Raw genomic sequence first — 26,607 nt, 5'->3', positions numbered from 1 at the left:
GCGGGCGCTCCGTCACGCGGAGCCGGTGCTAGCACGCACGACGAGCTCGGGCTGGTAGACCACCTGGCGCGGAGCCAGCTCGGGGTCGTCCGCCTCGTCGAGCAGGATCTGCACAGCGGTCTCGCCCATGAGACGGCTGGGCTGCCGGATCGAGGAGAACGGTACGACGGCCGCGCTCGCGAAGTCGATGTCGTCGTAGCCGATCAGCGCGATCTCATCCGGCACGGCGACGGTGCCCTGCATGATCAGGGCCTGCAGCAGGCCCGTCGCGATCAGGTCGTTCGCCGCGAAGAGCGCATCCGGTCGCTCGTGGGACGGACGCGCGACGATGCTCGCTCCCGCGTCGCGGCCCTCCAGCACGCTGAGCGCGGCCGACGGGATCACCTCGAGCGTGGCGCCCTCCTGCTGCGCGACCGCCTGACGGGCGCCTTCGAGACGGTCGGCGACCTGTCGAATCTCGAACGGGCCGCCGACGAACGCGATGCGCCGGCGCCCGAGGGCGAGGAGGTGCTCGACGGCCATCGCGCCTCCCGCGACGTCGTCGACCGACACGGAGCTGAACGACGTGTCCGCGCTCATCCGGTCGACCAGCACGGCCCGGATGCCCCGATCGCGCAGCCGCCGCAGCCGGGGCACGACATCGCCGTACGGAGAGATCAGGACTCCGTGCACGCGCTGCTCTTCGAACAGGTCGAGGTACGCGGATTCGCGGTCCGCCTTCTCGTCGCTGTTGCCCAGGATGATCGAATAGCCCAGGTCGGACGCGTGGTCCTCCGCACCCCGGGCCAGCTCTGTGAAGAACGGGTTGCCGACGTCGAGGACGACGAGCCCGATCGCTCGGCTCCGGCCTGCCCGCAGCTGGCGGGCGGCGTCGTTGCGCACGAACCCGAGCTTCTGGATGGCGACCTGAACCCGGCCGACGGTGGAAGGGGCCACCTTGTCGGGACGGTTGAGAACGTTCGAGACCGTTCCGACCGAGACGCCGGCGAGAGCCGCGACGTCGCGAACGCTGACCGATGGCACGTGGCTCCCTCCCTGCGCTGTGATGAAACTGTACTGTACTTCCAGGAGCATTAAAACGTTTCACGACCATGACGCGAAAGAGCGGAGCCCCACACATGCAGCGCGCGTGCTTTCAACTTCAGGTGCGACCCGACCGGCTCGACGAGTACCGGAGCCGTCATGCGGCGGTCTGGCCCGAGATGCTCAGCGCCCTCAAGGCGAGCGGCTGGAACAACTACTCGCTCTTCCTGCGCAGCGACGGACTCCTGATCGGCTACGTCGAGACCCCCTCGATCGCGCGGGCGCAGGAGCTGATGGCGCTCACCGACGTCAACGCCCGCTGGCAGGCCGAGATGGCGCAGTTCTTCGTCGGTCTCGGCGACGCCGCCCCCGATGAGGGCTTCCTCCTCCTCGAGGAGATCTTCCACCTCGAGGATCAGCTGGCCTGACCGGCCCTGACCGTTCTCGGCTCGTAGCGGGCCGGCGGATGCTCGCGCGAGACGAGCGCGCGAAGTGATTCGAGGTCGCTGGTGACGAGCCCCCGGGCGCGCCCCTGCACCAGGACATTGCCGATCGCCGTCGCCTCGACGGGTCCCGCGAGGACCGGCAGTCCCGTGCGGTCGGCGACGAGCTGGCAGAGCAGTCGGTTGCGGGCGCCGCCGCCGACCACGTGCACGGTGTCGATCCGGCGCCCGGCGAGGTCGCCCGCGGTCCGCACGGCGGCGGCGAACGCCTCGGCGAGGCTCTCCACGATGCTCCGCACGTATTCGACGGGGTTGCGCGGTGCGAGCATCCCGTGCTCCTCGCACCACGCGGCGATGCGCGCCGGCAGGTCTCCCGGCGCGAGGAAGCGGGGGTCGTTCGCGTCGAAGACGGGCACCGGTCCCGTGAATGCCTCGGCCCGGTCGAGCAGGGCGACGAGGTCGACCGCGAGCCCGTTCGACTTCCAGGTGCGAATGGACTCGCTGAGCAGCCAGAGCCCCATCACGTTGTGCAGGAAGCGCACGCGTCCGTCGACGCCGCCTTCGTTGGTGAAGTTCGCCAGGCGGGCCGCCTCGGACAGCACCGGCCGTTCCACCTCGACGCCGACGAGACCCCAGGTCCCGCACGAGATGTAGGCGGCGTTCTCCGCGCGCATCGGCACGGCGACCACGGCCGACGCCGTGTCGTGGGATCCCACGGTCGTCACGCTCGGGCCGGCGCCCCCGACCTGGAAGTCGGCCCGCAGGCCCGGCAGCAGGGAGCCGACCGTCGTGCCGGCGTCGACGACCGCCGGGAAGATCCCCCGGGGCAGCTCCAGCGTGTCGATCAGCGGGGCGTTCCATTCGCCGTCGACGGTGAGCAGGCCGGTGGTCGACGCGTTGGTGCGTTCGGCGACCGCCGAGCCGCTCAGCCAGTAGGTGAACAGGTCGGGGATGAGCAGCATCGTGTCGGCGTCGGCGAGCCGGCCGTCCACCCGGTCGACCGCGAGCTGGTAGAGCGTGTTGAACGGGAGGAACTGCAGCCCGTTCTGGCGGTACAGCTCGTCGGCGGGCATCCGGGAGTGGGTGAGCGCGGGTCCGCTGCTCCCCCGCTCGTCGCGGTAGTGGTACGGGATGCCCTGCAGCACGCCCGAGCGGAGCAGCCCGTAGTCGACCGCCCATGCGTCGACGCCCACGCTGAGGATCCCGGGCTCGGCGCGGAGCGCCTTACCGAGGCCGTCCGTGACCTGGCGGTACAGCTCGACAACGTCCCAGTGGAGTGCAGACCGGTCGCCTTCCCAGAGGCGGACCGGGGTGTTCGGGAAGCGCGCGGCCTCGGCGATCTCGAGTGTGTTCGGGCCGACCTGCCCGATCATCACCCGGCCACTGGTGGCTCCGAGGTCGACGGCCGCGACGCTTCCCGTGGTCATCGCAGGAACGCGGCGGCGACGCCGGCGTCGACCGGGATGTGCAGCCCGGTGGTGTGGTCGAGGTCGGAGGAGCAGAGCACGAACACGGCGTTCGCCACGTGCTCCGGGAGCACTTCGCGCTTGAGCAGGGTGCGCTGGGCGTAGTACTGGCCGAGCTCCTCCTCGGGCACGCCGTAGACCGCGGCGCGCTTGGCGCCCCAGCCGCCGGCGAAGATCCCGGATCCGCGTACCACGCCATCCGGGTTGATGCCGTTCACGCGCACACCGTGTTCGCCGAGCTCGGCGGCCAGCAGCCGCACCTGGTGGGCCTGGTCGGCTTTCGTCGCCGAGTACGCGATGTTGTTGGGCCCGGCGAAGACGGAGTTCTTCGACGAGATGTAGACGATGTCGCCGCCCAGCTTCTGGTCGATGAGCACCCGGGCCGCCGCACGCGAGACGAGGAACGAGCCCTTCGCCATGACGTTGTGCTGCAGGTCCCAGTCGGCGACCGTGGTCTCCAGCAGCGACTTCGACAGCGAGAGTCCGGCATTGTTGACGACCAGGTCGAGTCCGCCGAAGGCGAGCAGGGCCGCGTCCACGGCCTGCTGCACCGCGGACTCGTCGGTGACGTTCGCGACGATGCCGATCGCGACGTCGGCACTGCCGAGCTCCGCGGCCGCCGCCTGCGCCTTCTCCAGGTCGAGGTCGGCGATCACGACGCACGCCCCCTCGGCGGCGAGTCGCGTCGCGATCGCCTTGCCGATCCCGGATGCCGCACCCGTCACGAGAGCGACCCGCGACGCGAGCGGCTTCGGCTTGGGCATCCGCTGCAGCTTGGCCTCTTCGAGCGCCCAGTACTCGATTCGGAACTTCTCCGCCTCGTCGATCGGGTCGTAGGTCGAGAGCGCCTCGGCGCCCCGCATCACGTTGATCGCATTGATGTAGAACTCGCCGGCGACGCGCGCCGTCTGCTTGTTCGCGCCGTAGCTGAACATGCCCACCCCGGGGATGAGGATGATCGCCGGGTCGGCGCCACGGATCGCGGGCGGCTCCTCGCCGCGCTCACGCGCTGCGGCCGCACCCCGCTCGTAGTAGGCGGTGTAGTCGGCACGGTAGGCCTCGTGCAGTTCCTCGAGCCGTGCGACCGAGTCCTCGATGGAGGCGCCGGCCGGCAGGTCGAGCACCAGCGGCTTCACCTTGGTGCGCAAGAAGTGGTCGGGGCAGCTGGTGCCGAGGGCTGCGAGGCGGGGGTGCTCCGAGGCGGACAGGAAGTCGAGGACGACGTCGGCATCCGTGAAGTGGCCGACCTGGGCGCGGTCGGTCGACGCGATCGCCCGCAGGTGCGGGGCCAGAGCGGCCGCCTTCGCCCGGCGCTCGGCCGGCTCGAGCGGCTCGTAGCCCTCGATCGGCGCCCCGAGCGGGTCCGGTCGGCCGTGCTCGGCGATGTAGGCCGCGGCGGTCTCGATGATCCACAGGGAGTTGGCCTCGGCCTCCTCGCTGGTGTCGCCCCACGCGGTGATGCCGTGGCCGCCCAGGATCGCGCCGACGGCATCCGGATGCTCGCGCTTCAGCGCCGCGATGTCGAGCCCGAGCTGGAAGCCCGGACGCCGCCACGACACCCACACGACCCGGTCGCCGAACGCCCGGCGGGTGAGCTCTTCGCCGTCGGCGGATGTCGCGATCGCGATGCCCGAGTCGGGGTGCAGGTGGTCGACGTGCGCCGCATCCACGAGCCCGTGCATGGCGGTGTCGATCGACGGCGCCGCGCCGCCCTTGCCGTGCAGGGTGTAGTCGAACGCTGCGACCATCTCGTCTTCGCGGTCGACGCCGGGGTAGACGTCGGCGAGCGCGCGCAGGCGGTCCAGCCGCAGCACGGCCAGGCCGGCCTCGGTGAGCGTTCCGAGGTCGCCGCCGGAGCCCTTCACCCAGAGCAGCTCGACCGGTTCACCGGTCACCGGGTCGGTCGCGGTGCCCTTGGCACTGGTGTTGCCGCCGGCGTAGTTGGTGTTCTTCGGGTCGGCTCCGAGACGGTTCGAGCGGGCGATCAGCTCGGCAGCTGTCGGATTCGTCATGCTCACGCGCCCCATCCGGCCTGCGTGCCGCCGACGCGGTCGGCCTCGATCTTCTCCTGGTACCCGGATGCCGCATACGCCTTCATCGGGTCGCCCGGCAGACCGCGGGACTCGCGCCACGCGGCGAGGCCGGGGCGGACATCCGTGTAGAACGCGTCCATCAGGATGCCGTTGGCGCCGAGCACGTCGCCGCACGCCTGCGCCTTCTTCAGCGCCTCGGTGTCGACCAGGAGGGCGCGTGCCGTCATCTCCTGCACGTTCAGCACGGAGCGGATCTGGCCCGGGATCTTCTTCTCGATGTTGTGGCACTGGTCGAGCATGAAGGCGACGTCGGGGTTGGCGTAGCCGCCGCCGCGGATCACCTCGTACAGGATGCGGAACAGCTGGAACGGGTCGGCCGCGCCGACGATCAGGTCGTCGTCCGCGTAGAACCGGGAGTTGAAGTCGAACGAGCCGAGTTTTCCGAGCCGCAGCAGCTGGGCGACGATGAACTCGATGTTCGTGCCCGGCGCGTGGTGACCGGTGTCGAGGCAGACGAAAGCGCGGTCGCCGAGGGCGGCGGTGTGTGCGTAGCTGGTGCCCCAGTCCGGGACGTCGGTGTGGTAGAACGCCGGCTCGAAGAACTTGTACTCGAGCACGAGACGCTGGTCCTCGCCGACCCGCTCGTAGATCTTCGCGAGCGAATCGGCGAGGCGATCCTGGCGGGCGCGGATGTCGTCCTGGCCCGGGTAGTTGGTGCCGTCGGCCAGCCAGATCTTCAGATCGCGCGAGCCGGTCTCGTTCATCACGTCGATGCACTGGAAGTGGTGATCGATCGCCTTCTGGCGGATCTTCGGGTCGGAGTGCGTGACCGACCCCAGCTTGTAGTCGTCGTCCTGGAAGGTGTTCGAGTTGATCGTCCCGAGGCGCACGCCGTTGTCCTCCGCGTGCTTGCGGAGATCGGCGTACGAGGCGACGAGGTCCCACGGGATGTGCAGAGCGACCGACGGCGAGAGCCCGGTGTACCTGTTCACCTGGGCGGCATCCGAGATCTTCTCGAACGGATCGCGCGGCGTGCCCGGCGACCCGAACACCTTGAAACGCGTGCCCGAATTGCCGAACGCCCACGACGGCAGTTCGATCGCCTGTGCCTCGAGTGCGGATGTGATGGCGGTGAGGTCAGTCATGTCAATGCTCATTCATTTCGGGGTTGCGTTTGCGATTCCTAGCGGCTTGCGCCGACCGGGGTGGGGAGCGGCACCGTCGTCGACACGGTGCCGGCGACGAGCGGCCGGTCGTCCTGGCCGGGGAGCCGGAGCACGCCCTCGACTCCGGCCGGGAGCTCGGCCTCCACCGTGAGCTGGTCGCCCGCGAGTGACCAGCGCACGGCGATTCGGCCGTTCGGGGTCTGCAGCTCCGTCTCGGCCTCGGTGAGGCCGCCGCCGGGCTGAGGGGCGACGAGCACCTTCGAGTATCCGGGCGCGAGCGGCGAGATGCCGCCGATCACGCGGTGCATCCAGTCGGCCACGGCGCCGAGGGCGTAGTGGTTGAACGACGTCATCTCACCCGGGTTGATGGTGCCGTCGGGCAGCATCGAGTCCCAGCGCTCCCACACGGTGGTCGCGCCCATCGTCACCGGGTAGAGCCAGGACGGGCATCCGGTCTCGAGGAGCAGCTTGTAGGCGTCGCCGAGGTGGCCCGTCTGGGTGAGGGCGTCGGTGATGAACGGGGTGCCGGCGAAGCCGGTGGAGATCCGGTACCCGGCCTCCGAGCTGAGCTCGGCCAGGCGATCGCCGGCAACCGCCTCGTCGGCCTCGTCGAGCAGTCCGAAGACGATCGCGAGGGCGTACACCGTGGTGCAGTCGCTGAACACGCGCCCGTTGTCGACGTAGTGCTCGTTGAACGCGGCACGGAGGCTCGCCGCCAGCTCGGAGAACTCGGCGTACTCCGCCGCGCGCCCGAGGATCTTCGCCGTCTCGGCCACGATCGTCGCCGAGCGGTAGGCGCAGGCCGTCGCGACGACGCCGGTGTCGGCCTTCGCCTTGGCCGGGTCCTCCGGGGGTGCATCCGGGTCGAGCCAGTCGCCGAACTGGAAGCCGGTGTCCCACAGGCCGTTCGGCGAGAGGAGCGAGCGCACGCGGCGGACGTGGGAGGCCATGGAGTCGAACTGGTTCTCGAGCACCTGCTGGTCGCCGTAGGCCTGGTAGAGGGTCCACGGGACCCAGACGCCGGCGTCGCTCCAGATCGCGGTCGACTCGGTCTCGGGGAAACCACCCGGACGGTCGAGGTACTTCAGCACGTCGGGCACGACGTAGGCGATGATCCCGTCGTGGTGGGCCTGCTCGACGGCGACGTCGCGCAGCCAGTCGGAGAGGAACGAGTCGACGTCGTAGAGGAACGCGGCGGTCGGCGCGAAGGCCGCGATGTCGCCCGTCCAGCCGAGGCGCTCATCGCGCTGCGGGCAGTCGGTGGGCACATCGACGAAGTTGCCGCGCATGCCCCAGACGACGTTCTCGTGGAACTGGTTCAGCATCGGGTCGGAGGTGCGGAAGGTGCCGATCCGCTCGAGGTCCGAGCCCACGGCGACGGCGGTGAGGGCTTTCGGGTCGAGCTCCCCCGGCCATCCCGTGATCTCCGCGTACCGGAAACCGTGGAAGGTGAAGGTCGGCTCGAACTCGTCCACGCCGCCGCTGAGGATGTAGCGGTCGGTCGCCAGGGCCGAGCGCAGCGGGCGCGTGCCGAGCTCTCCGTGCTCCAGGACCTCTGCGTGCTTGATGGAGACTTCCGCCCCTTCGGGGCCCTGCACGCTGAGGCGCACCCAGCCGACCAGGTTCTGACCGAAGTCCACGAGCGTCTTGCCCGTCGGGGAGCTGGTGATCTCCTGCACCGGCAGCTCGTTCCACCGGGTGACGTGAGGACCGACATACGGGGTGAGGATCTCCGTGTCGAAGTCGAGCGCGTGCACGCCGACCCAGTTCTCTCCGGCGAAGCCCTGTCGCTGCCAGGAGTCGTCGCGACGCCGGGCGTCGATGGTCTCTCCGTCGTACAGGTCGTTCGCCAGGACGGCGCTGGGGCCGGCCGTCCAGCCCTCGTCGGTCACGACGAGCTGGGTGGCGCCGTCTTCGAAGGTGATCTCGAGTTGCGCGAAGGCGCCGAGCTCCGTGCCGTAGAACTCCGCGCGGCCCGACCAGCCGAGCCGGCCGCGGAACCAGCCGTTGCCGAGAGCGAACCCGATCACGCTGGTCTCCTCCAGCAGGGCGGTGACGTCGTAGGTCGCATAGCGCAGGCGCCACTCGTAGCTGCTCCAGCCCGGCGTGAACAGGTCGTCCGAGACGGGGCGACCGTTGACCGAGGCCTCGATCACGCCCTGCGCGGTGAGCGTGAGGGTGGCGCTCTTCACCGCGCCGTGCCCGCTGTCGACGGCGAATTCACGGCGCAGGAGGGGCGCTCCGTCGAAGTCGTCGTCGGCGGCGATCATGCGAGCTTGCCAGTTCATTGAGATGTCTCCAGTGCGTTTCTGTCGTAGGTGGTCGGTGAGCGCGGTTCGCGCGCGTATCCGGTTTCGATGAGTCTGACGCGGGCGTCAGCCCTTGACCGCGCCGCTGGTAATACCGCCCACGATCTGCCGGTTGAAGAAGATGTAGGCGATGAGCGGCGGGATGGTGATGATGAAGATGGCCATGAACAGCAGGTTGTAGAAGCTCAGGTTCTGGCCCTGGAACGTGAACAGCGCGAGCTGCACGGTGACCTGCTCGCCCGGGAGGAAGTAGAGAGGTCCGGCGAAGTCGTTGAACACGAAGACCGCCTGCACGACGATCACCGTCACGATCACGGGCCGGAGCAGCGGCAGCACGACACGGAGGAACAACCGGATCGGGCCGGCGCCGTCGAGCACGGCCGCCTCGTCGAGCTCGCGCGGGATGTTCCCGACGAACGCACGGAACAGCAGGATGCAGAACGAGAGCCCGAAGGTGGCCTCGATGAGGATCATGCCGGGCATCGTCCCGAAGAGCTTGAGGCCTTGCAGCACCCAGATGGTCGGGACCACCGCCGGCGGCACGATCAGTCCGGCCAGCACGAAGAAGTTGACGACCGGGCCCCACTTGCTGCGCTTGCGGGCGAGGACGTAGCCGGCCATCGCGCCGATGGCCACCATCAGCACGACCGAACCGATGGTCAGCACCGTGCTGTTGATGATCGCGCGCCAGATGACGCCGTCGTTCGAGTTGAGCGTGTCCCAGAAGTTCTGGAAGAACTGCCACTGGGTCGGCCACGTGAAGGCGAGATCGGATGCCTCGGACGGCGTTTTCGCGGCCTGAAGCAGGACGAAAGCGAACGGGACGAGGAAGACGACAGCGGAGACGAGGATCGCAATCGAACCGACGATCCAGGCGCGGCGGCGTTCGCGGGTCACAGTTCCACCTGCTTTCTGTTGAGGAAGTACGAGAGCGGGACCATGATCACCGTGACCAGGAGGAACAGCACCACGTTGCCGGCAGTGGACAAGCCGAAGAATCCGGCCTGGTACTGCTTGTAGATCACGGAGGCGAGCACGTCGCTCGTGAAGCCCGGCCCGCCACCGGTCGTGGCCCAGATGATGTCGAACGACCGGAGGCCGCCGATGAGGGAGAGGATGATGACGGTCGCTGTCGCTCCGCGGGTCAGGGGGATCGTGATCTGCCGCAGGATCTTGAGACCGCCGGCGCCGTCGATCCTGGCCGCCTCGAAGTACTCGTTGGGGATGGCGACGATGCCGGCCATGAAGATCAGCGTCGCGATGCCGATGCCCTTCCAGATGTCGATGCCGGCGATGCTGTAGAGCGCCAGGTTCGGGTCCGTCAGCCAGCCCGGCTGGGGCAGCCCGAAGAATCCGAGGACCGCGTTGACCATGCCGTGGAACGGATCGAGGAGGGCCTTCCACATGATCCCGACGCCGATCGTCGAGAGCAGCACCGGGAAGAAGACGACGGCGCGGAGGTAGCCGCGGCCGATGATCGGTGCGGTGAGGAGCAGCGCCAGGAGGAATCCGAGGATCACCTTCGCTCCGGAGGTGATGACGGCGTAGATCAGGGTGTGGATGAAGCTCGTGTAGAGCTGCGGGTCGCTGAAGAACTGGACGTAGTTGTCGAACCCGATGAAGGTTGAGTCGAAGAGCGACCAGCGGGTCAGCGAGAAGTAGAACGACGAGAACGTCGGAAGAGCGAAGAAGATCACATACAGCACGAGGGCCGGGATGAAGAACCACGTCGCGTAGTACGACTTGATCGGCCGCCGCTTCTTCTTCGGCGGATGGATCTCGGTCACGATGTCGCCCGCTTGTATCGCGGTCGCGGGTGTAGCAGTCGACATTGGTCTACTCCTCGTCGAGTTCGGTGCTGTGGTACGAAATGCGGGGCCGGCGACCGGTGGCCGTCGGCCCCGCATTGTGACGCTACGCCCGGGGGCGATTCGTCGGGTTGTGGATTACCAGCCCTTGAGTCCGAGCTGCTGGGCCTGGGCCTTCACGTCGTTGTCGTAGAGCGAAGCACCGGCGGGGGCCTTGGTGATGCCGGAACCGACCTGGATCAGGATCTTCTCCAGGTTCGGGCCTTTGATCGGCGAGATGAATTCGAGCGCGAGGCCCGTCTTGTTGTCCTGCTGGTACTTCAGCTCGTCAGCGACCAGGGCCGGGGCATTGCTCGGCACCTTGCAGGTGCTGATCGCGAACGGACCGGCAGGAACGCCGACCGCGTTCTGTGCGTCGCAACCGGCGGGCGAGTTGAGGTAGGCGATGAGCTTCTTCGCCGCCGTCAGCTTGTCACCGGTCGTGGTCTTCGGAATGTAGGCTCCGTTGGACTCCCAGATGGTCGCGTGCGGGTCGCCGCTCTCGGTCGGCACCGCGAAGTAGCCGATGTCGTTGATCTGGTCGGGGTTGGACTGCACAACGTTGCCGATGACCGCCGTGATCATCGGGTACTGTGCTCCGGCACCGGTGGCGAGGGCCTTCAGCGCGGCGACGTTGGTCATCGACGCGTAGTCCTTATTCATCAGCTTCTTGTCGAAGATCTCCTGCGTGTGGGTGAAGCCTGCGAGCGCCGGCTCGTCGGCGTACTTCCGCTTGTTGGCCGTGTACTGGTCGGCCCACTGCGAGTCCTGCGCACTCACGTTGGCGAAGTCGGCGAGCACGAACAGCTGACTCGTCCAGGTGTCACCGTAGGAGACGAGCACCGGGGTGATGCCTGCGGCCTTGATCTTCTCGCTGTTGCTGATGAACTCGTCCCAGGTCTTGGGAACGCTCAGCCCGAGCTTCTCGTAGACCTTCTTGTTGTACATGATGCCGCCGTCGAACGTGGTGCCCCACGGAGCTCCGTACGTCGCCTTGTCGGTGCTGACCGCAGCCTTGAAGTCCGGGGTGATGTCCTTGACCCAGGCCTCGTCGGTGAGCGGCTGGAGCTGGCTGTCCGGGTGGAGCGCCTGCAGGAGCGAGCCCGAGTTGTACAGGAACACGTCGTCCATGGTTCCGGTGGACAGCTTGGTCTTGATCAGGTTGTCGCCGTCGGTGCCTGTGGGCCGGGTGTCGACCTTGACGGTGATCGACGGGTTCGCTTTGTGGAACCCTTCGGCGAGGGTGTTGGCGAACTTCGTGGCCACGGGGTCGTTGCCGCCGGCCATCAGCCGGATCGTGGACGCCCCGCCCGAGCTGCTGCTCGTCGAGCATCCGACGAGGGTGAGGCCCATCAAGGCCGCCCCACCGAGAATGGCGGCGGCGCGAACCGTCGTCTTCCGAGAGAACATGAATACCTCCTTGTATTGGCGCCGCAGCTCCCGCCGGGAATACGGGTTTGCATTGAAACGCTTCATTTGAAGATAGGTGGGTCGGGCGCGTGCGTCAATGCTGAATTGTAACGATTCAGCATCAGCGGGAATTCGCCCGTCCTTCTGCGGTATTGAGCGGGGCACCCCGCGGGATATCGTTCAATTCGCCTTCAGCCGAATGTGGGCCGACCCCACAAATGACTGAGCCGGAAGTTATCGATTCAATGGCTCCGCACCCTAGAATGCGAATCGGAGAGGGCGATCATGGTTTCGTCGAGTGTCAAGGATGTGGCCGCACTGGCGCGCGTCTCGATCGGCACCGTCTCCAACGTCCTGAACCGCCCCGAGATCGTGTCCCCCGAGACCGTCGAGCGCGTGACGCTGGCGATGGAGAAGCTGTCGTACGTGCGCAACGAGGCGGCACGACAGCTGCGCGTGGGGCACAGTCACGCCCTGGGCCTGATCACCCTCAGCGGGAGCAACCCGTTCTTCACCGATCTGACGACGGCGGCCGAGGACGGCGCGACGCTGGCCGGCTATTCCGTGATCGCGGGCAACAGCGACGAGAAGAAGGACCGGGAGTCCGGCTACCTCAACCTCTTCGAGGAACTGCGCGTGAGGGGCGTCCTGATCTCGCCCGTCGGCAACATCGTTCCCCGCCTCCGGCGCATGCGCGACCGCGGCATCCCGTCCGTCCTGGTCGACCGGGTGAGCAACGACCTCTCGTTCAGCTCGGTCTCGGTCGACGACATCGCAGGCGGGTCGCTCGCCGTCACCCACCTGATCGAATCCGGCCGGCGCCGGATTGCCTTCGTCGGCGGGCCGTCCGAGATCCGCCAGGTGAGCGATCGCCTGCGCGGTGCGCGTCAGGCCGTGGCCGGCCACCCCGGCGTCACGCTCGAGGCGATCACGCTCAACGCGTTGACCGTGCAGGAGGGGAGGCGAGCGGGAGAGGCCATCGTCGAGCGGCCTGCGGCGAGCCGGCCCGACGCGATCTTCGCGGCGAACGATCTGCTCGCCATCGGGCTCCTGCAGACGCTTTTCATGCAAGGGAACATCGCGATCCCCGAAGAGATCGCGCTCGTCGGCTACGACGACATCCTGTTCGCCAGTGCCTCGGTCGTCCCGCTCACGTCCATCCGGCAGCCCAGCCGCCTGATCGGCGAGACGGCGGTGCGGCTCCTCCTCGAGGAGGCCGACGATCCGGAGCTCGAGCCCCGGCAGATCCGCTATCAGCCGGAGCTCGTCGTGCGGGCGAGCAGCGCCTCGTAGCCCGGGCCTCCCTGCTCGCGGGTACGTCGCCGCACCCGTAGAAACGAATCAATTCCGGTGGCGTCGTCCGCCTGGCCGACGACCGCTCCGGATGCTCGGAGCCGGTGAATCCCCCACGCCCAGCGGGCCCCGGCGGACAGTGAATTTCACCCGGACTCCCGGCAATTGTGATTGAAGCGATTCAAATCTCAGCCGATCTGCGTTATGTTGAGGGCGCAATGATGCAGGAGGAGTCCGGATGAAACACCATGACGCGGCGATCGCCCGGTTCGTCGAACGGGAGTCGGCGGAGCCCTCCTGCCTCGCCGTCGTCGTGACCGGATCGCTGGCCCGCGGCACGGAACGGCCCGACTCCGACGTCGATCTCTACGTCGTCGTCACCGAGGACCGCTGGCAGGATGCGTTCGCTCGCCGCCGCCTGATGTACACCGAAGACGACGGCATCGGGTACGCCGGAGGCTACTTCGACATCAAGCTCGCCACCCTCTCCTACCTGGACGATGCGGCCGAGCGCGGGGACGACCCGGTGCGCGACTCATTCGCGTCCTCACGGATCGTCTTCAGCCGGGTCGACGACCTGGCCGCCCGGATCGCCCGGATCGGCGACCCCGCCGATGAGGACTGGAACGCGCGGGTCGCATCGTTCCTCGCCCAGGCGCGCCTGCACGGCGGCTACTTCCTCCAGCAGGCCTCCGAGAGCGGCGACGAGCTGCTGCTGCGGCACGCGTCGGTCCATCTCGCGACGTCGGCGGCGCGCGCGCTGCTCGCCCTGAACCACGTGCTCTTCCCCGGCCCGAAGTACTTGTCGAAGCTGGTGGCCGGGCTCGACCGCAAGCCCGACGACTTCGACGCGCTCCTCGCCGCGGTCCTCGCCGACCCGAGCCCCCCGACCGCGGACGCGCTGCTGGCGAGCCTCGAGTCGTTCACCGGCGCGCTCCTCCCAAAGGACGAGACGCTGTCGACCTTCGTGCTCGACAACGAGCTCGCCTGGCGCTACCGCACCAAGACCCCCGAATACTCCTGACCTCCGGCGCTCCGCGCCACCGATGAGTCCAACTGATGAGGAGCAAGACATGAGCACCGCCCACCCCGCGAACGTCCGGGTCGTCTCCGTTCGCGCCGAACTGCGTTCCGACAGCTCGGTCGTCCCGACGCCGACGCCACGGCTGACCTGGAAGTCCGCCGCCACCGAGCCGGACTGGCGCCAGGCGTCGGCGGAGATCGAGCTGGACCGGGATGCCCGCGCTGTCGTCGATGGCCGCGACTCGGCCCTGGTCGAGTGGCCCTTCGAGCCGTTGGCGCCGCGCACCACCCACCACGTGCGCGTGCGGGTGACCGGGGTGGACGGCTCGGCGTCCGAGTGGAGCGAGCCCGCCGAGATCGTGGCCGGCTTCCTCGGCGATGGCGAGTGGGCGGCGTCGATGATCGGGCTCGCCGATCCGGCGACGGATGCTCAGCCGGCGCTGGTCCGCACGACGTTCGACATCACCCGGCCGGTCTCCCGCGCCACGTTGCACGCCACGGCGCACGGCGCCTACCAGGCCGAGATCAACGGCACCGAGGTCGACGACCAGATCCTGAAGCCCGGCTGGACGAGCTACCAGTTCCACCTCGTGCACGAGACGAGCGACGTCACCGAGCTGCTCCGCACCGGACGCAACGCCATCGGCCTGAACCTCGCCGGCGCCTGGTACACGGAGAACTTCGGCTTCCGGGAGAACGCAGAGCGCATCTACGGCGACCAGCCCGCCGTCGCGGCCCAGCTCGTGATCGAGTACGACGACGGGACGAGCGAGACCATCCTCACCGACGCCTCCTGGCGCGCGACCGGCGACGGCCCGATCACCGCGAGCGGCATCTACGCGGGCGAGTCCTACGACGCCCGCCGCGTGATCGAGAGCTGGTCCTCCCCCGACTTCGACGACGCCGGCTGGTCGGCCGTCGCGGTCGACACCGAGCCGTACCCGGTGCCCGAGGCGCGCATCTCTCCCGCCGTGCGTGCGATCGAGGAGCTCCCCGTGCAGGCGGTCATCACGTCGCCGAGCGGCAGGACCATCCTCGACTTCGGGCAGAACCTCGTCGGGCGGCTCCGCGTGACGGTGAGCGGCGACGTCGGAACGACGATCACCCTGCGGCACGCCGAGGTCCTCGAGAACGGCGAGCTCGGCATCCGGCCCCTGCGCAATGCGGCGGCGACCGACCATTACACGCTCGCCGGCGGCGGGGCGGAGACCTGGGAGCCGCGCTTCACGTTCCACGGCTTCCGCTACGCCCAGATCGACGGCCTGCCCGGCGACCTCGACCCGACCGCTGTCACGGCCGTGGTCATCCACAGCGACATGGAGCGGACCGGCTGGTTCGAGAGCTCGAACGAGCTCGTCGACCGCCTGCACGAGAACGTCGTCTGGGGCATGCGCGGCAACTTCCTCTACCTGCCGACCGACTGCCCGCAGCGCGACGAACGACTCGGCTGGACCGGCGACATCCAGGTCTTCTCGCCCACCGCGAGCTTCCTGTACGACGCCGACGGGTTCCTCACCGGCTGGCTGATCGACCTCGCCCGCGAACAGGCTCACGCCGGCGGAACGGTCCCCTTCGTCATCCCGTCGGTCCTCGAAGAGCACCCGATGGTGGCCGCCGCCTGGGGCGACGCGGCCACGGTCGTGCCCTGGGTCCTCCACGAGCGGTTCGGCGACCTCGGAGTGCTCCGCGACCAGTTCGAGAGCATGAAGGCGTGGTCGGATGCACTGCTCGCGCTCGCGGGCGACCGCCACCTCTGGGAGGACCACTTCCAATTCGGCGACTGGCTCGACCCGGCGGCTCCGCCGGAGTTCCCCGCCGACGCGAAGACCGACCCCGACATCGTCGCCAGCGCGTACCTCTACCGGTCCGTCGACCTCACCGCTCGGGCTGCCGCCCTCCTCGGCCACGCCGACGACGCCGCGCGCTACGAGGCCGAGGCCGACGCCATCCGCGACGCCTTCGTGGCCGAGTACATCACCGACTCCGGCCGCATGATGTCGGATGCGCAGACCGGTTACGCGACCGCCATCATGTTCGACCTGGCCACCGACGACGACCAGCGCCAGGCGATGGGCAACCGCCTCGCCGATCTCGTGCGGGCATCCGGCTACCACATCGGCACGGGCTTCGTCGGCACCCCGCTCATCACCGACGCGCTGACCGTGACCGGGCATCTCGACGTGGCCACGCGCCTGCTGACGCAGACCGAGAACCCCTCCTGGCTCTACCCCGTCACGATGGGGGCGACGACCATCTGGGAACGCTGGGACAGCATGCTCGAAGACGGGTCGATCAACCCGGGCGAGATGACGTCGTTCAACCACTACGCCCTGGGCGCGGTGGCCGACTGGCTGCACCGCACGGTGGCGGGCCTCGCTCCGGCCGCTCCCGGCTACCGCGTGATCGCGATCGCCCCGCAGCCTCTGACCGGGTTCGACCACGCCGCGGCGGCGCACGAGACGCCGTACGGACGCGCGAGCGCGGGCTGGCGCCGGGAGGGCGATGTCGTGACCGTGACTGCCGAGATCCCCGCCAACACCACCGCGGTCGTGACCCTGCCCGGCTCCGACGAGACGTTCGAGGTGGGATCCGGCTCGTACGAGTGGACGGTGGCGGCGTCGGTCGACATCCGCTCGGCGCGGGCGGTCACCGTGGACACCCCCCTCAGCGACATCATCGACGACCCGGCCGCGTACGAGGCGGTCTGGTCGGCGATCGCGGTGCACGACGAGCACCTCGCCCGGGTGTTCCGCACCCACACCCGCTGGACCGCGGGCCGCCCCCTCGACGACACCTTCCGGCAGCTCTCACCCTCGGTGAGGGCGGACATCGCGACGTCGCTCGCCGGGCTGAACACCGCTCGCGGTCTCTCCGAACTGAAAGCAGACGCCTCATGACCATCGAACCGACGGGCGGGAACGCTGCGATCACCGCTTCCGCCGCCTCCGCGTTCGACGGGATCGGGTGGCACGCGCACTGGATCGGCGCGGAGGCGCCGTCCGGTGGCTCCCCCGCCTCCCTCGGCGCCACGGAGGCACGTGAGCCGTTCCACCGCACGATCTTCCGGACCACGGTCGACCTCGACGCGATACCGGCCGTGGTCCCGGCCCGCCTGACCGCCGATTCGCGCTACGTCCTGATCGTCAACGGCGTCGAGGCCGGGCGCGGTCCCGCCCGCTCGCAGCCGCGCCGGCTGCGCTTCGACGAGTACGATCTCGCGCCTTTCCTGCGGGCGGGCCGCAACACGATCGCCGTGCTGGTCACCTACTACGGCAACCCGACGGCGTTCTGGCAGCCGGCAGCCGCCAACGGCGGTCTGGGGCTGGATGCCGTGCTCGCGTTGGAGGCACGCCTCGGGGACGACTGGCTGGTCACCGACGCCGACTGGAAGGTGCACCGCGCTTCGGCGTGGACCGCTCCCGCCCTCGAAGGCCTCGAGGGGGTCCCGGTGGAGCGGGTCGACGCCCGCGAGCTCCCGGACGGATGGGCCGACCCCGGCTTCGACGACACCGGTTGGCCGACCGCCCACCGGCGCCCGGCCAACCACATCGGCGGTTTCGGTCGCACCCAGCCCCCGACCGATCCCTACGGGGCGCTGCTTCCGCGAGGAACGGCGGCCGTCGGCGGGGAGCGCGTCGCGCCGGCGATCGTGCGGGTGAGCAGCGAGCTGCCGTTCGCACTCGAGCCGGGAGAGCATCCGGTGCCGCGTGTGCGGGCCGCGCTCGACGGGCACGACGTCTCGGGCGACCTGGAGACCGCGTTCCCGGTCGCCGTTCCGTCGCGGTCCGGCAGCGCGACGCTCATCAGCCTCGACTTCGGCCGGGTCGTCGTCGGCACGGTGCACATCTCGCTCGAGGCGGCCGCCGGGACGACGCTCGACATCCTGTACCGCGAGCGACCGCACTCGAAAGAGGAGAGCGAAAGCTTCTCCATCCCGATCACCGGTGCGCGCTACATCGCCCGCGGCGAGAACGACCGGTTCGACGCGATCGAGGTCAACGGGCTCCGCTACGCGCACCTGCTGGTCAGCGGCGGCGACGCCTCGGCCGTCATCACCGGCGTCGAGGTGCAGGAACGGCTGTACCCGCACACGGGCGAAGCCTTCTTCCGCTCGGACGACGCCGAGATCGACGCGCTCTACGCCGCCGGCATCCGGACCGTGCAGTGCAACGCGCAAGACGCCTTCACCGACTGCCCCACCCGCGAACAGCGCGCCTGGGTCGGCGACGGTGTCGTGCACCAGCTGGTGCACCTCACCACCAACGCCGACTGGCGGCTCGCCCGCGCCTACGTGGCGCTCGGCAACTCGCCCCGCCCCGACGGCATCCTGCCGATGAGCGTCGTGGGCGAGATCGAGTCCTCGGGCGGCTTCACGATCCCCGACTGGTCGCTGCACTGGGTGCACGGCGTGCACAACCTCTACCGCTACCTCGGCGACGAGCAGGAGATCCGCGCACTGCTGCCGACGGTCGAGCGCGTGCTGCGCTGGTACCTGCCGTACCTCGACGACCGCGGGACCCTCGCCGAGGTGCCCGAATGGAACCTCGTCGACTGGTCGAGCGTGTTCGTAACCGGACGCAGCAGCCTCCTCACCGCCCTCTGGGCGCGAGGGCTCCGGGAGTTCGCCGAGCTCAGCCGCTTCGCCGGAAACCCCGGCGCCGCCGCCTGGGCGGACGAGCTGCACGCCCAGGCCGCCGACGGCTACGAGGACTTCTGGGACGAGACCCGCGGAACGTACATCGACCACATCCTCGACGGCGTCGCGCAGCCGGCCGCCTCGCAGGCGGCCGGAGCGACGGCGATCGTCTCCGGGCTCGCCCCGCGTGCGCGCTGGGACCGGATCGTCACGGCGATCACCGACCCCGGCACGCTCGTAGTGCGTTCGTGGATCGGCGGCGAGGACGGCTCGTACGATGAGGTGAAGATCGCCGACCAGATGCACGGCATCCAGCGCATCGACTGGGATCCGGAACGCGAAGTGGTCATCGCCGAGCCGTTTTACAGCTACCTGGTCCACGACGCGGTGGCCGCCGCCGGCCGCGCAGGCGACCTGGTCACGCTCATGCGCCGCTGGTCGCAGTTCCTCGTCGACGGCTACGACACCTTCGGCGAATGCTGGGGCTGGGGCACGCCGGTGCACGGCTGGAGCAGCACGCCCACCAAGGACCTGGTGCAGTACGTGCTCGGCGTCACGCCGGGCGCAGCGGGGTTCACGGCGGTGCGTGTCGCCCCGTCTCTCGGCCCGCTCGGGTTCGCGGAAGGCTCCGTTCCGACGCCGCACGGGTCGGTCCGGGTGCGCGTCGAGGGAGGGACTGTTGCGATCGAGAGCCCGCTTCCCGGGATCCTCGTGCACACCGACGGCAGCGAGGAGGAGTTCGCGGCCGGGTCGGTGACGTCGACGCTCTGACGCCGCACCGTCCAGAATGGAAGAGTGAACCGCACAGGCCTGCACGGCGACATCGAGGTGCTGGCGCGGCGCGCGCAGGCCCTCTCCCGCGACGGCGAGCGGGCGCTTCTCGGCATCGCCGGCAGCCCCGGCTCGGGCAAGACCACCTTCGCGGCGGAGGTGGTCGCCCGGGTCAACGCGCTCGACGGCCGGGACGAGCCGTTCGCCGTCGCCCTCCCGATGGACGGCTTCCACCTCGCGAACGCCACCCTCGACCAGCTGGGCCGCCACGACCGCAAGGGTGCGATCGACACCTTCGACGGCTGGGGTTTCGTCGCGCTCCTGCGCCGGCTCCTCATCGAAGACGACCACACCGTCTACGCACCCGGCTTCGACCGCGCCGTCGACGAGCCAGTGGCCGGCGCGATCGCGGTGCCGTCGCACGCACGCCTCGTCGTCGTCGAAGGCAACTACCTGCTGGCGGGGCAGGAACCCTGGGCGGGCATCCGGGACCTGCTCGACGAGAGCTGGTTCGTCGAGACCTCCGACACCGAGCGGATGCGCCGGCTGGTCGAACGGCACCAGCGGCACGGCCGCACTGCTCCGGATGCTCGCGCCTGGGCGCAGAACGTCGACGGCGCGAACGCCCTCCTCATCGAGGCGACGCGCCCCCGGGCGACCCTCGTCGTCGACGGGCGCACGGACCTCTCAGCCGGCCGCCCTACGATCGAAGCATGACGACTTCTCCCGCAGCCTTCGACAAGGTCACGATGTTCGGCGCCGACTGGTGCCGGGACTGCATCCGCTCGAAGGCCCTCCTCGACCGCCTCGGCGCCGAATACGACTACATCGACCTGGTCGCGACCCCCGATGCCGCAGACCGCGCGCTCGCGATCAGCGGACGCACCAGCATCCCCGTGGTGGTCTTCCCCGACGGCTCGCACCTGGTGGAGCCGACGGATCCGGAGCTCGAGGCAGCGCTCAGCCGCTAGAGCGCGGCCACGTCCTCGCACCGGGTGAGCGTCGCCGGCGCGACCAGGTAGTCCGAGAGGTTCGAGGCGCCGGGCCCCTTCCGCCACGCGCGATAGGCGTCGTCGTGCTCGATCGACTCCCAGCGCTCGATGGCGATGGTGTGGGCGGGGTCGGCGACGTCTGTGACGATTTCGACTCCGAGGCATCCTTCGCGCGCCCGCGTCTGCATCAGGATCTCGCGGAGGGCGACCGGCCCGTCGACGAGGTGATCCGGCGCGAAACGCATCTCGAGCAATGATGTGACAGCCATGCGGCCTCCTTCGGTCCCCGTTCAGCCTAGGTCTGCACCGCCTCGCGCCGCCGCCCCCAATCGCGTGCAGCACTCGAGTCCTGAGTTGCTGGGTCGAAATCGCGCGATTCGACCCAGCAAGTCCGGAGTCGATTGCGTCGGCGCCCATCGGAGGACGACCGCCGCGAGGGCGTCAGCGGGCCAGGATGCCCGGCTTGCCGTGACCCGGGCAGACGAGCCTCGGCCGCAGGCTCGCAATGAGCAGCTCCGACTCGACCGCCTCGGCTTTGTCGCTGATCAGGAACGACGGGAATTGCATGAGCCGGCCGTCCTTGAGCCGCGCCGCATCGCCGCAGAACACCACTCCACGCCACGTGTAGATCGTGTGACCGGGCGTGTGACCCGGTGCCGGGATCGCGAGGAGCCCAGGAATGATCTCGCGCTCCTCCCCGATCTCGAGCAGGTCGGCCGGGGGCCGCGGCCGACCGAAGAGGTTCATCATCCGCCGGGACCGCGTCGGCGGCGCCGTCTTCTGGCGCAGGATGGGCGCATCCGCCCGGCCGATCCACACGCGTGCGCCCAGTGTCTTCTGCAGGGCGGCGGCCGCGCCCGCGTGATCGGGGTCGTAGTGCGTGAGGACGATGTCCGTCACCGGCGGGAGATCCCGCGCGGCCTCGAGCTCCGCGCGCACCGCCTCGGCGCCGAACCCCAGTCCGGTGTCGATCAGCACGCTCCGCGCGACGCCGGCGCCGTTGCCGCCATCGACGCCCGAGCCGTCGACATCCGAGCCGTCGACGCCCGAGCCGCCGGCATCCGGAACGCCGACGACAAGGTACGCGTTGGCGCCCGTCGCCCTGTCGAGCTGGTACACGTTATCCGTGAGCTGGTGCATCGTCCCTCCAGGATGCCACCAGATCGGCGCCGAGCGGCAGAATGCAGAAGACCCCGGCCCTCGGGCCGATTCGGCAGGGAGTGCTGACGCTGGGGGAAGATGCGGTTGTTCGCGCGCCGGAGGGCGATCACAGCTGGAACGTCGTGGCCGCGACCAGGACGAGCACGAAGGCGGCAACGATGATCGCGACGCGGGCGTAGTGCAGCCGGTCCCAGCGCTGCTGTTGCTCCTTCCAGTCGTCGGGGTGATTTTCGGGCGTCCACGTCGTCGAGCGGTTGTTGATCGGTACCAGCAGGACGATGGACATGATGACGCTGATGGCCAGCAATACTCCAGCGATCAGTGCCGACGTGGCAGCCGGGGTGCCCCATGCGACAGCCGTCAGAGCGGCGGTGAGGATGAGGGACCCGACGTACCAGAACGGCATTGCGCGCCCCAGCATGCGCCCGCCTTCGGCTCGTCCCATCAGTGATGCGGCCGCAGGCAGGCGCAACATGATGGGGTTGATGACGAAGGCGACGGAGAACTCGACGCCGACCATGAGGCCGACGACGGTGGCGGTGATGACCGCGAGAACGGATGCCATGGAGAGTTCCTCTCGTAGTTAGCGGCGCTAGAAAAACTAGCAGTGCTACCATAGTTCCTGGCGGAACAGACCACAAGAGGAGAACTGATGGCAGATCAGACGGCACGTCAGCAGCGAAACGATGAGCGTCGCCGTCGCATCCTCGCGGCCGCGCGCGAGCGCGCCGACGCCGCTGGGTGGGCAGCCGTGACGACGCGTCATCTCGCCGACACGATCGGTTACACCCAGCCCGTGCTCTACGGCCACTTTCCCGGAGGCAAGTCGGAGATCATGCTGGCGGTCGCACTCGAGGGCTTCGTCGACCTGGCGCAACAGTGTCGCGCTGCGCTCGGCCGAAAGCGCGGCCGCAGTGCAATCGAGGCCGTGGCGTCCGCCTACCTGGACTTCGGCAGCGAGCATCCTGCTGTTTACGAAGCAATGTTCCAGCAGCCCATCGCTGCGCACTTCGCGAGTGACGAAACCGAATCCGACATTCGGGCCGGGTTCGATGTGCTGTCGGATGCGATCGGTGACGATGGCGACGGCACGGCGACCGAAGTCTTCTGGGGCGCCTTGCACGGCATCAGCCTCCTGGAACGCACCGACCGCATGCGCCCTGAACACCGATCGCACCGCGTGACCGAGCTCGGCGTCCGCTTCGCGGCGCATCCGCCTCACTAGTTTGTCGCGATGAATACGTCCTTGGCCAAGATGCCCGGGGTCACACGGATGAGGCCCTTCCCGTCGGCCGGAATGGCGAGCACGAGATTGCCTGTCGCGCTCGCTCCCTTGTAGAGCTCGTCCGCCCCGAGGGCCGGGTCGGGCGCGACGACGAACTTGCCGGGCGGCGTCGTGGTCGTGTCAGTCATAGAGAGAGCTTCGCAGACGCTGAGATTGCTCTCAGACCATTCGGAGGCCCCAGTTCGCCAGAGGCGTCAGGTCGCGGGCATCCGGCAATTCAGCACTTCGGCTGCACAATTGCATTCACATCTCCTGTTGGACATCTGACTCGTCCGAGCGGAGGCTGGCGTCATGGAGTACACACACCTGGGCCGGTCCGGCCTCAAAGTCTCACGTCTGGCGCTCGGCACGATGAACTTCGGCCCCCAGACCAGCGACGAGGATTCGCACGCGATCATGGATGCCGCCCACGACTACGGCATCAACTATTTCGACACGGCCAACGTGTACGGCCAGCACCGCGGCAAGGGCGCGACCGAATCGATCGTCGGCGACTGGTTCGCGAAAGGCGAGGGGCGGCGTGAGCGCACCGTGCTCGCCACCAAGCTCTACGGCGACATGGGCGACTGGGCCAACGAGGGCAGGCTGTCGGCTCTGAACATCCGGCGTGCCCTGGATGCGAGCCTCACGCGTCTCAAGACCGACTACATCGACATCTACCAGTTCCACCACGTCGACCGCGGGACGCCGTGGGACGAGATCTGGCAGGCCATGGAGACCGCGGTCACCCAGGGCAAGATCCTGTACGCGGGCTCGAGCAATTTCGCCGGCTGGCACATCGCAACCGCGCAGGCCGAAGCTCGCCGACGCAACTACACCGGTCTGGTGAGCGAGCAGTCGATCTACAACCTGCTCACCCGCCAGGTCGAGCTCGAGGTGCTGCCGGCCGCGCAGGCGAACGGCGTCGGAATCATCGCGTGGTCGCCGCTGCACGGCGGACTGCTCGGCGGCGTCATCCGCAAGCAGAACGAGGGCAAGCGCCGCCTCGAGGGGCGCTCGGCCGAGACGCTCGCCACCCACCGCGACGCCATCGAGGCGTACGAAGCGTTCGCCGATGAGCTCGGCCACGAGCCGGGCGATATCGCGCTGGCCTGGCTGCTCGCCCAGCCGGCCGTCACCGCACCGATCATCGGCCCGCGCACGCGCGAGCAGTTGGACGCAGCGGTGCGCGCCCTCGACGTCACCCTCGACGACGCGGCCCTCGCCCGACTCGACGAGATCTTCCCCGGGCACAAGACTGCGCCCGAGGACTACGCCTGGTAACCCGAAAGGAACAACGCAACACACATGAAGACACGCAAGATCGCTGATGTCCAGGTGAGCGCGATCGGCCTGGGCGGTATGCCCATGTCGATCGAGGGCCGCCCCGACGAGGCCCGCTCGATCGCCACGATCCACGCCGCCCTGGATGCCGGGATCACCTTCTTCGACACCGCCGACGCCTACCACCTGCACGCCGACGAGGTCGGCCACAACGAGTCGCTCATCGCGGGCGCCGTTCGCAGCTGGGGCGGCGACACCTCGAATGTGCTCATCGCCACCAAGGGCGGGCACCTCCGCCCCGGCGACGGCACCTGGTACGTCGACGGCCGTCCCGAATACCTGAAGGAGGCCGCGAAGGCGTCGCTCGCCCGTCTCGGCGGCGACGCGATCGGCCTCTACCAGTTCCACCGGCCCGACCCGGCGGTTCCGTACGAGGATTCGGTCGGCGCCATCCGGGACCTGCTCGACGAGGGCGTGATCCGCATGGCAGGCATCTCGAACGCCGACCCCGAGCAGATCCGGCAGGCGCAGGAGATCCTCGGCGGCCGGCTCGCGTCGGTGCAGAACCAGTTCTCGCCGGCGTTCCGCTCGAGCGAACCCGAACTGGTGCTCGCCGACCAGCTCGGTCTGGCGTTCCTGCCGTGGAGCCCGCTCGGCGGCATCCGGTCGGCGGGCGCTCTGGGAGACCGTTTCGCGCCGTTCCAGCTGGTGGCGGATGCTCGCGGAGTCAGCCCTCAGGTCGTGGCCCTCGCCTGGCATCTGGCCAAGAGCCCGTGGGTCATCCCGATCCCCGGCGCCTCACGGCCGGAGTCGATCCGCGACTCGGCGACCGCCGTCGATCTCGAGCTCACCCCGGAGGAGTTCGCGGCTCTCGACGCGGCCTGACCTGCCGCGCCTCTCCTGCAGGCCGCACCTCTCCTGTTCTCAGGAGAAACCGTGCCCGCCCGACCGCCCGCTCCTGAATTCAGGAGCGGGCGGTCGCCGTCTGGCGCAGACTCCTGAATTCAGGAGCGGGCTCAGCGCCGTCAGGCCGTCTGCAGCTGGCGCAGGAAGGCGCCCGCCGCCGGGCTCGGCTCGTCGGAGACGGCGACCGCCACATTCCAGGCGGGCACATCGCCGCTCAGCCCGACCGCCGTGAGCTTGTCCGGGCGCTTCTTCGCAAAACTGGCCGGGACGATCGCAACGCCCAGGTTGTACCCGACGAGGTCGAGCAGCGGATGCACGTCGTTCACCTCCATCGCGGCGCGGTAGTCGAACCCGGCCGATGCGAAGGCACGGCGAGCGAGCGCCTGGGCGCCCCAGCCCTCCTGGAAACCGATGAGCGGCTCACCGCGCAACTCTTCGAGCGGGATGCTCCGCTCCGGCGCGAACCGGTGCTCCGGGTGGCACAGCACGAGCATCTCCTGAGTGCTCAGCCGGCGCAGTTGCACTCCGGCCGGAGTGTGCCCGGTGTCGACGACGAGCGCGACGTCCACCCGGCCGCCGGCCACGGCCTCCACCAGTTCGAGGGAGCCCGAGTACCGCAAGCGCACTTCGACTCCCGGGTTCGCCGTGCGGAACGAGGCGAGCTCGGACGGCAGGTCGACGGATCCGAGGCACGGCTCCGCCCCGATCGTGAGGCGGCCGCGCACCAGCCCGCGCACCGCGGCCACGGCATTGCGGGCCGCGGCGGCGCTGGCGAGCGTGCGGACGGAGTCGCCGAGCAGCGCCTGCCCGGCCGTCGTCAGTTCGACGCGCCGGGTGCTCCGGATGAACAGCGACGTTCCGAGCTCCTGTTCGAGCGAGCGGATCGACGCCGACAGCCCCGACTGCGAGATCTGCAGCAGTTCGGCTGCGCGGGTGAAATGCCGCTCTTCTGCGACGGTGACGAAATGCTCGAGCTGCCGGAGTTCCATTCAGCAATGGTACAACTGAATGGAGACCCCGTTGTGCAGCCCTGTCGATACCCCCGCCGTCAGCGCCCGCAGTACCCGAGCGGCGTCTCCCCTTCGGCGGCCGGTCGCCGCCGCGGGTCGACATCGTGCAGCCGGGCGACGCCCCGCACCGGGACCGCCAGCAGGTCGCCGACCCGCAGGTCGCCGGGAAGGTCGATCACGGAGGCGCCGACATGAGCCTGGGTGTCGCGAATCGTGGAGGCCCGGCCGATCAGGCGCGCCTGCGCCGTCAGCGCCGCGACCAGGTGGAGCTCGCCGTCGAGGCGCACGTCGAGCCCGCCGCCGTGCCGCGGGGTCACGCCGACCACCCGCAGCACCACGACCGCGGCCAGCTCGGAGTCGCTCGGCTTGCCGCCGGTTCCCGGCACGACGGCCGCCGCGGTGTGCACGCACGGCGTCCCGCACCATTCGGCGAGGCGGATCAGGGAGACACCGGCGACGACGACATCGGTCGTGGTGGCGGTGGTGAACTCGGGCCAGCTGTCGCGGTCGAGGGGGTCGGGCATCGTGAGTCGGAGAGTGGGAAGGAGATGTGTGAGTGTCACGACCTCA

Annotated in this window: 24 protein-coding genes; 10 read left to right on the top strand and 14 right to left on the bottom strand. The window is 69.2% G+C overall.

From position 1 onward, the window contains the following. Positions 1-12: 12 nt before the first annotated feature. Positions 13-1,023: a LacI family DNA-binding transcriptional regulator gene (locus ACFVV5_RS18360; protein ID WP_387247002.1), complete on the bottom strand. Its 1,011-nt coding sequence runs from the start codon at positions 1,021-1,023 to the stop codon at positions 13-15. A 68-nt stretch (positions 1,024-1,091) separates the two neighbouring features. On the opposite strand from ACFVV5_RS18360, the gene ACFVV5_RS18355 reads away from it, so the two are divergent. Further along, positions 1,092-1,451 carry an L-rhamnose mutarotase gene (locus ACFVV5_RS18355; RefSeq protein WP_387247000.1) on the top strand — a complete coding sequence of 120 codons (360 nt, stop codon included), beginning with the start codon at positions 1,092-1,094 and terminating at the stop codon, positions 1,449-1,451. Here the strand turns inward: ACFVV5_RS18355 and ACFVV5_RS18350 are convergent. The 7 genes from ACFVV5_RS18350 to ACFVV5_RS18320 form a co-directional block, all read right to left on the bottom strand. After that, the gene (locus ACFVV5_RS18350) at positions 1,439-2,893 is read right to left on the bottom strand and encodes a rhamnulokinase family protein (RefSeq protein ID WP_387246998.1); all 1,455 of its coding nucleotides are present in this window, start codon (positions 2,891-2,893) and stop codon (positions 1,439-1,441) included. The two genes, ACFVV5_RS18355 and ACFVV5_RS18350, sit on opposite strands and share 13 nt — an antisense overlap. Beyond that, positions 2,890-4,944 carry a bifunctional aldolase/short-chain dehydrogenase gene (locus tag ACFVV5_RS18345; RefSeq protein ID WP_387246996.1) on the bottom strand — a complete coding sequence of 685 codons (2,055 nt, stop codon included), beginning with the start codon at positions 4,942-4,944 and terminating at the stop codon, positions 2,890-2,892. Before ACFVV5_RS18345 ends, ACFVV5_RS18350 begins: the two co-directional genes overlap by 4 nt. Positions 4,945-4,946: 2 nt before the next feature. Continuing rightward, positions 4,947-6,110, bottom strand: coding sequence for an L-rhamnose isomerase (gene rhaI, locus ACFVV5_RS18340; RefSeq protein ID WP_387246994.1), 1,164 nt, complete (start codon positions 6,108-6,110; stop codon positions 4,947-4,949). 38 nt (positions 6,111-6,148) lie between these two features. Then, positions 6,149-8,419: a family 78 glycoside hydrolase catalytic domain gene (locus ACFVV5_RS18335; RefSeq protein ID WP_387246992.1), complete on the bottom strand. Its 2,271-nt coding sequence runs from the start codon at positions 8,417-8,419 to the stop codon at positions 6,149-6,151. 87 nt (positions 8,420-8,506) lie between these two features. Continuing rightward, on the bottom strand, positions 8,507-9,337 hold the full coding sequence (locus tag ACFVV5_RS18330; RefSeq protein ID WP_387246991.1) for a carbohydrate ABC transporter permease: 831 nt from the start codon (positions 9,335-9,337) through the stop codon (positions 8,507-8,509). Beyond that, positions 9,334-10,272, bottom strand: coding sequence for a carbohydrate ABC transporter permease (locus tag ACFVV5_RS18325; RefSeq protein WP_387246989.1), 939 nt, complete (start codon positions 10,270-10,272; stop codon positions 9,334-9,336). Before ACFVV5_RS18325 ends, ACFVV5_RS18330 begins: the two co-directional genes overlap by 4 nt. Before the next feature lie 114 nt (positions 10,273-10,386). Then, the gene (locus ACFVV5_RS18320; RefSeq protein ID WP_387246987.1) at positions 10,387-11,697 is read right to left on the bottom strand and encodes an ABC transporter substrate-binding protein; all 1,311 of its coding nucleotides are present in this window, start codon (positions 11,695-11,697) and stop codon (positions 10,387-10,389) included. A gap of 285 nt (positions 11,698-11,982) precedes the next feature. Between ACFVV5_RS18320 and ACFVV5_RS18315 the strand changes: the two genes are divergently transcribed. The 6 genes from ACFVV5_RS18315 (at position 11,983) to ACFVV5_RS18290 (ending at position 20,391) form a co-directional block, all read left to right on the top strand. Further along, a complete protein-coding gene (locus tag ACFVV5_RS18315) occupies positions 11,983-12,990 on the top strand; it encodes a LacI family DNA-binding transcriptional regulator (protein WP_387246985.1) in 1,008 nt (335 codons plus the stop codon). Between the two features lie 238 nt (positions 12,991-13,228). Further along, positions 13,229-14,014 carry a nucleotidyltransferase domain-containing protein gene (locus ACFVV5_RS18310; protein ID WP_387246983.1) on the top strand — a complete coding sequence of 262 codons (786 nt, stop codon included), beginning with the start codon at positions 13,229-13,231 and terminating at the stop codon, positions 14,012-14,014. Positions 14,015-14,063: 49 nt separating this feature from the next. Further along, positions 14,064-16,910, top strand: a complete 2,847-nt coding sequence (locus ACFVV5_RS18305; protein ID WP_387246981.1) for a glycoside hydrolase family 78 protein — start codon at positions 14,064-14,066, stop codon at positions 16,908-16,910. Beyond that, positions 16,907-19,420, top strand: coding sequence for an alpha-L-rhamnosidase N-terminal domain-containing protein (locus ACFVV5_RS18300; protein WP_387246979.1), 2,514 nt, complete (start codon positions 16,907-16,909; stop codon positions 19,418-19,420). Before ACFVV5_RS18305 ends, ACFVV5_RS18300 begins: the two co-directional genes overlap by 4 nt. A gap of 24 nt (positions 19,421-19,444) precedes the next feature. Then, on the top strand, positions 19,445-20,137 hold the full coding sequence (locus ACFVV5_RS18295) for a nucleoside/nucleotide kinase family protein (protein ID WP_387246977.1): 693 nt from the start codon (positions 19,445-19,447) through the stop codon (positions 20,135-20,137). After that, positions 20,134-20,391, top strand: coding sequence for a glutaredoxin family protein (locus ACFVV5_RS18290; RefSeq protein WP_387246975.1), 258 nt, complete (start codon positions 20,134-20,136; stop codon positions 20,389-20,391). Before ACFVV5_RS18295 ends, ACFVV5_RS18290 begins: the two co-directional genes overlap by 4 nt. Here the strand turns inward: ACFVV5_RS18290 and ACFVV5_RS18285 are convergent. The 3 genes from ACFVV5_RS18285 to ACFVV5_RS18275 all read right to left on the bottom strand — a co-directional run bounded on the left by ACFVV5_RS18285 (position 20,388) and on the right by ACFVV5_RS18275 (position 22,138). After that, on the bottom strand, positions 20,388-20,681 hold the full coding sequence (locus ACFVV5_RS18285; RefSeq protein WP_387246973.1) for a putative quinol monooxygenase: 294 nt from the start codon (positions 20,679-20,681) through the stop codon (positions 20,388-20,390). The two genes, ACFVV5_RS18290 and ACFVV5_RS18285, sit on opposite strands and share 4 nt — an antisense overlap. A 172-nt stretch (positions 20,682-20,853) precedes the next feature. Next, positions 20,854-21,552 carry an MBL fold metallo-hydrolase gene (locus ACFVV5_RS18280; RefSeq protein ID WP_387246971.1) on the bottom strand — a complete coding sequence of 233 codons (699 nt, stop codon included), beginning with the start codon at positions 21,550-21,552 and terminating at the stop codon, positions 20,854-20,856. Positions 21,553-21,679: 127 nt separating this feature from the next. Continuing rightward, a complete protein-coding gene (locus ACFVV5_RS18275) occupies positions 21,680-22,138 on the bottom strand; it encodes an anthrone oxygenase family protein (RefSeq protein WP_387246969.1) in 459 nt (152 codons plus the stop codon). 87 nt (positions 22,139-22,225) lie between these two features. Between ACFVV5_RS18275 and ACFVV5_RS18270 the strand changes: the two genes are divergently transcribed. Then, complete coding sequence (locus ACFVV5_RS18270; RefSeq protein ID WP_387246967.1) at positions 22,226-22,798, top strand: TetR/AcrR family transcriptional regulator; 573 nt, start codon at positions 22,226-22,228, stop codon at positions 22,796-22,798. Here ACFVV5_RS18270 and ACFVV5_RS18265 read toward each other — a convergent pair. Then, the gene (locus ACFVV5_RS18265; RefSeq protein WP_387246965.1) at positions 22,795-22,986 is read right to left on the bottom strand and encodes a hypothetical protein; all 192 of its coding nucleotides are present in this window, start codon (positions 22,984-22,986) and stop codon (positions 22,795-22,797) included. The genes ACFVV5_RS18270 and ACFVV5_RS18265 overlap by 4 nt on opposite strands. Before the next feature lie 163 nt (positions 22,987-23,149). Here ACFVV5_RS18265 and ACFVV5_RS18260 point away from each other — a divergent pair, with 163 nt between their 5' ends. Both ACFVV5_RS18260 and ACFVV5_RS18255 read left to right on the top strand, forming a co-directional pair. Beyond that, entirely contained in the window at positions 23,150-24,121 is a 972-nt protein-coding gene (locus tag ACFVV5_RS18260) for an aldo/keto reductase (protein ID WP_387246963.1), read from the top strand. A gap of 24 nt (positions 24,122-24,145) precedes the next feature. Beyond that, positions 24,146-25,006: an aldo/keto reductase gene (locus tag ACFVV5_RS18255; RefSeq protein ID WP_387246961.1), complete on the top strand. Its 861-nt coding sequence runs from the start codon at positions 24,146-24,148 to the stop codon at positions 25,004-25,006. Positions 25,007-25,146: 140 nt separating this feature from the next. Here the strand turns inward: ACFVV5_RS18255 and ACFVV5_RS18250 are convergent, their stop codons facing one another. Continuing rightward, the gene (locus ACFVV5_RS18250) at positions 25,147-26,016 is read right to left on the bottom strand and encodes a LysR family transcriptional regulator (RefSeq protein WP_387246959.1); all 870 of its coding nucleotides are present in this window, start codon (positions 26,014-26,016) and stop codon (positions 25,147-25,149) included. A 59-nt stretch (positions 26,017-26,075) separates the two neighbouring features. After that, on the bottom strand, positions 26,076-26,600 hold the full coding sequence (locus ACFVV5_RS18245) for a hypothetical protein (protein ID WP_387246957.1): 525 nt from the start codon (positions 26,598-26,600) through the stop codon (positions 26,076-26,078). Positions 26,601-26,607 lie beyond the last annotated feature (7 nt).

Origin of the sequence: Leifsonia sp. NPDC058248, from assembly GCF_042881905.1 — a bacterium.
Classification (GTDB): domain Bacteria; phylum Actinomycetota; class Actinomycetes; order Actinomycetales; family Microbacteriaceae; genus Leifsonia.
This window is presented reverse-complemented; position numbering and strand designations above follow the sequence as displayed.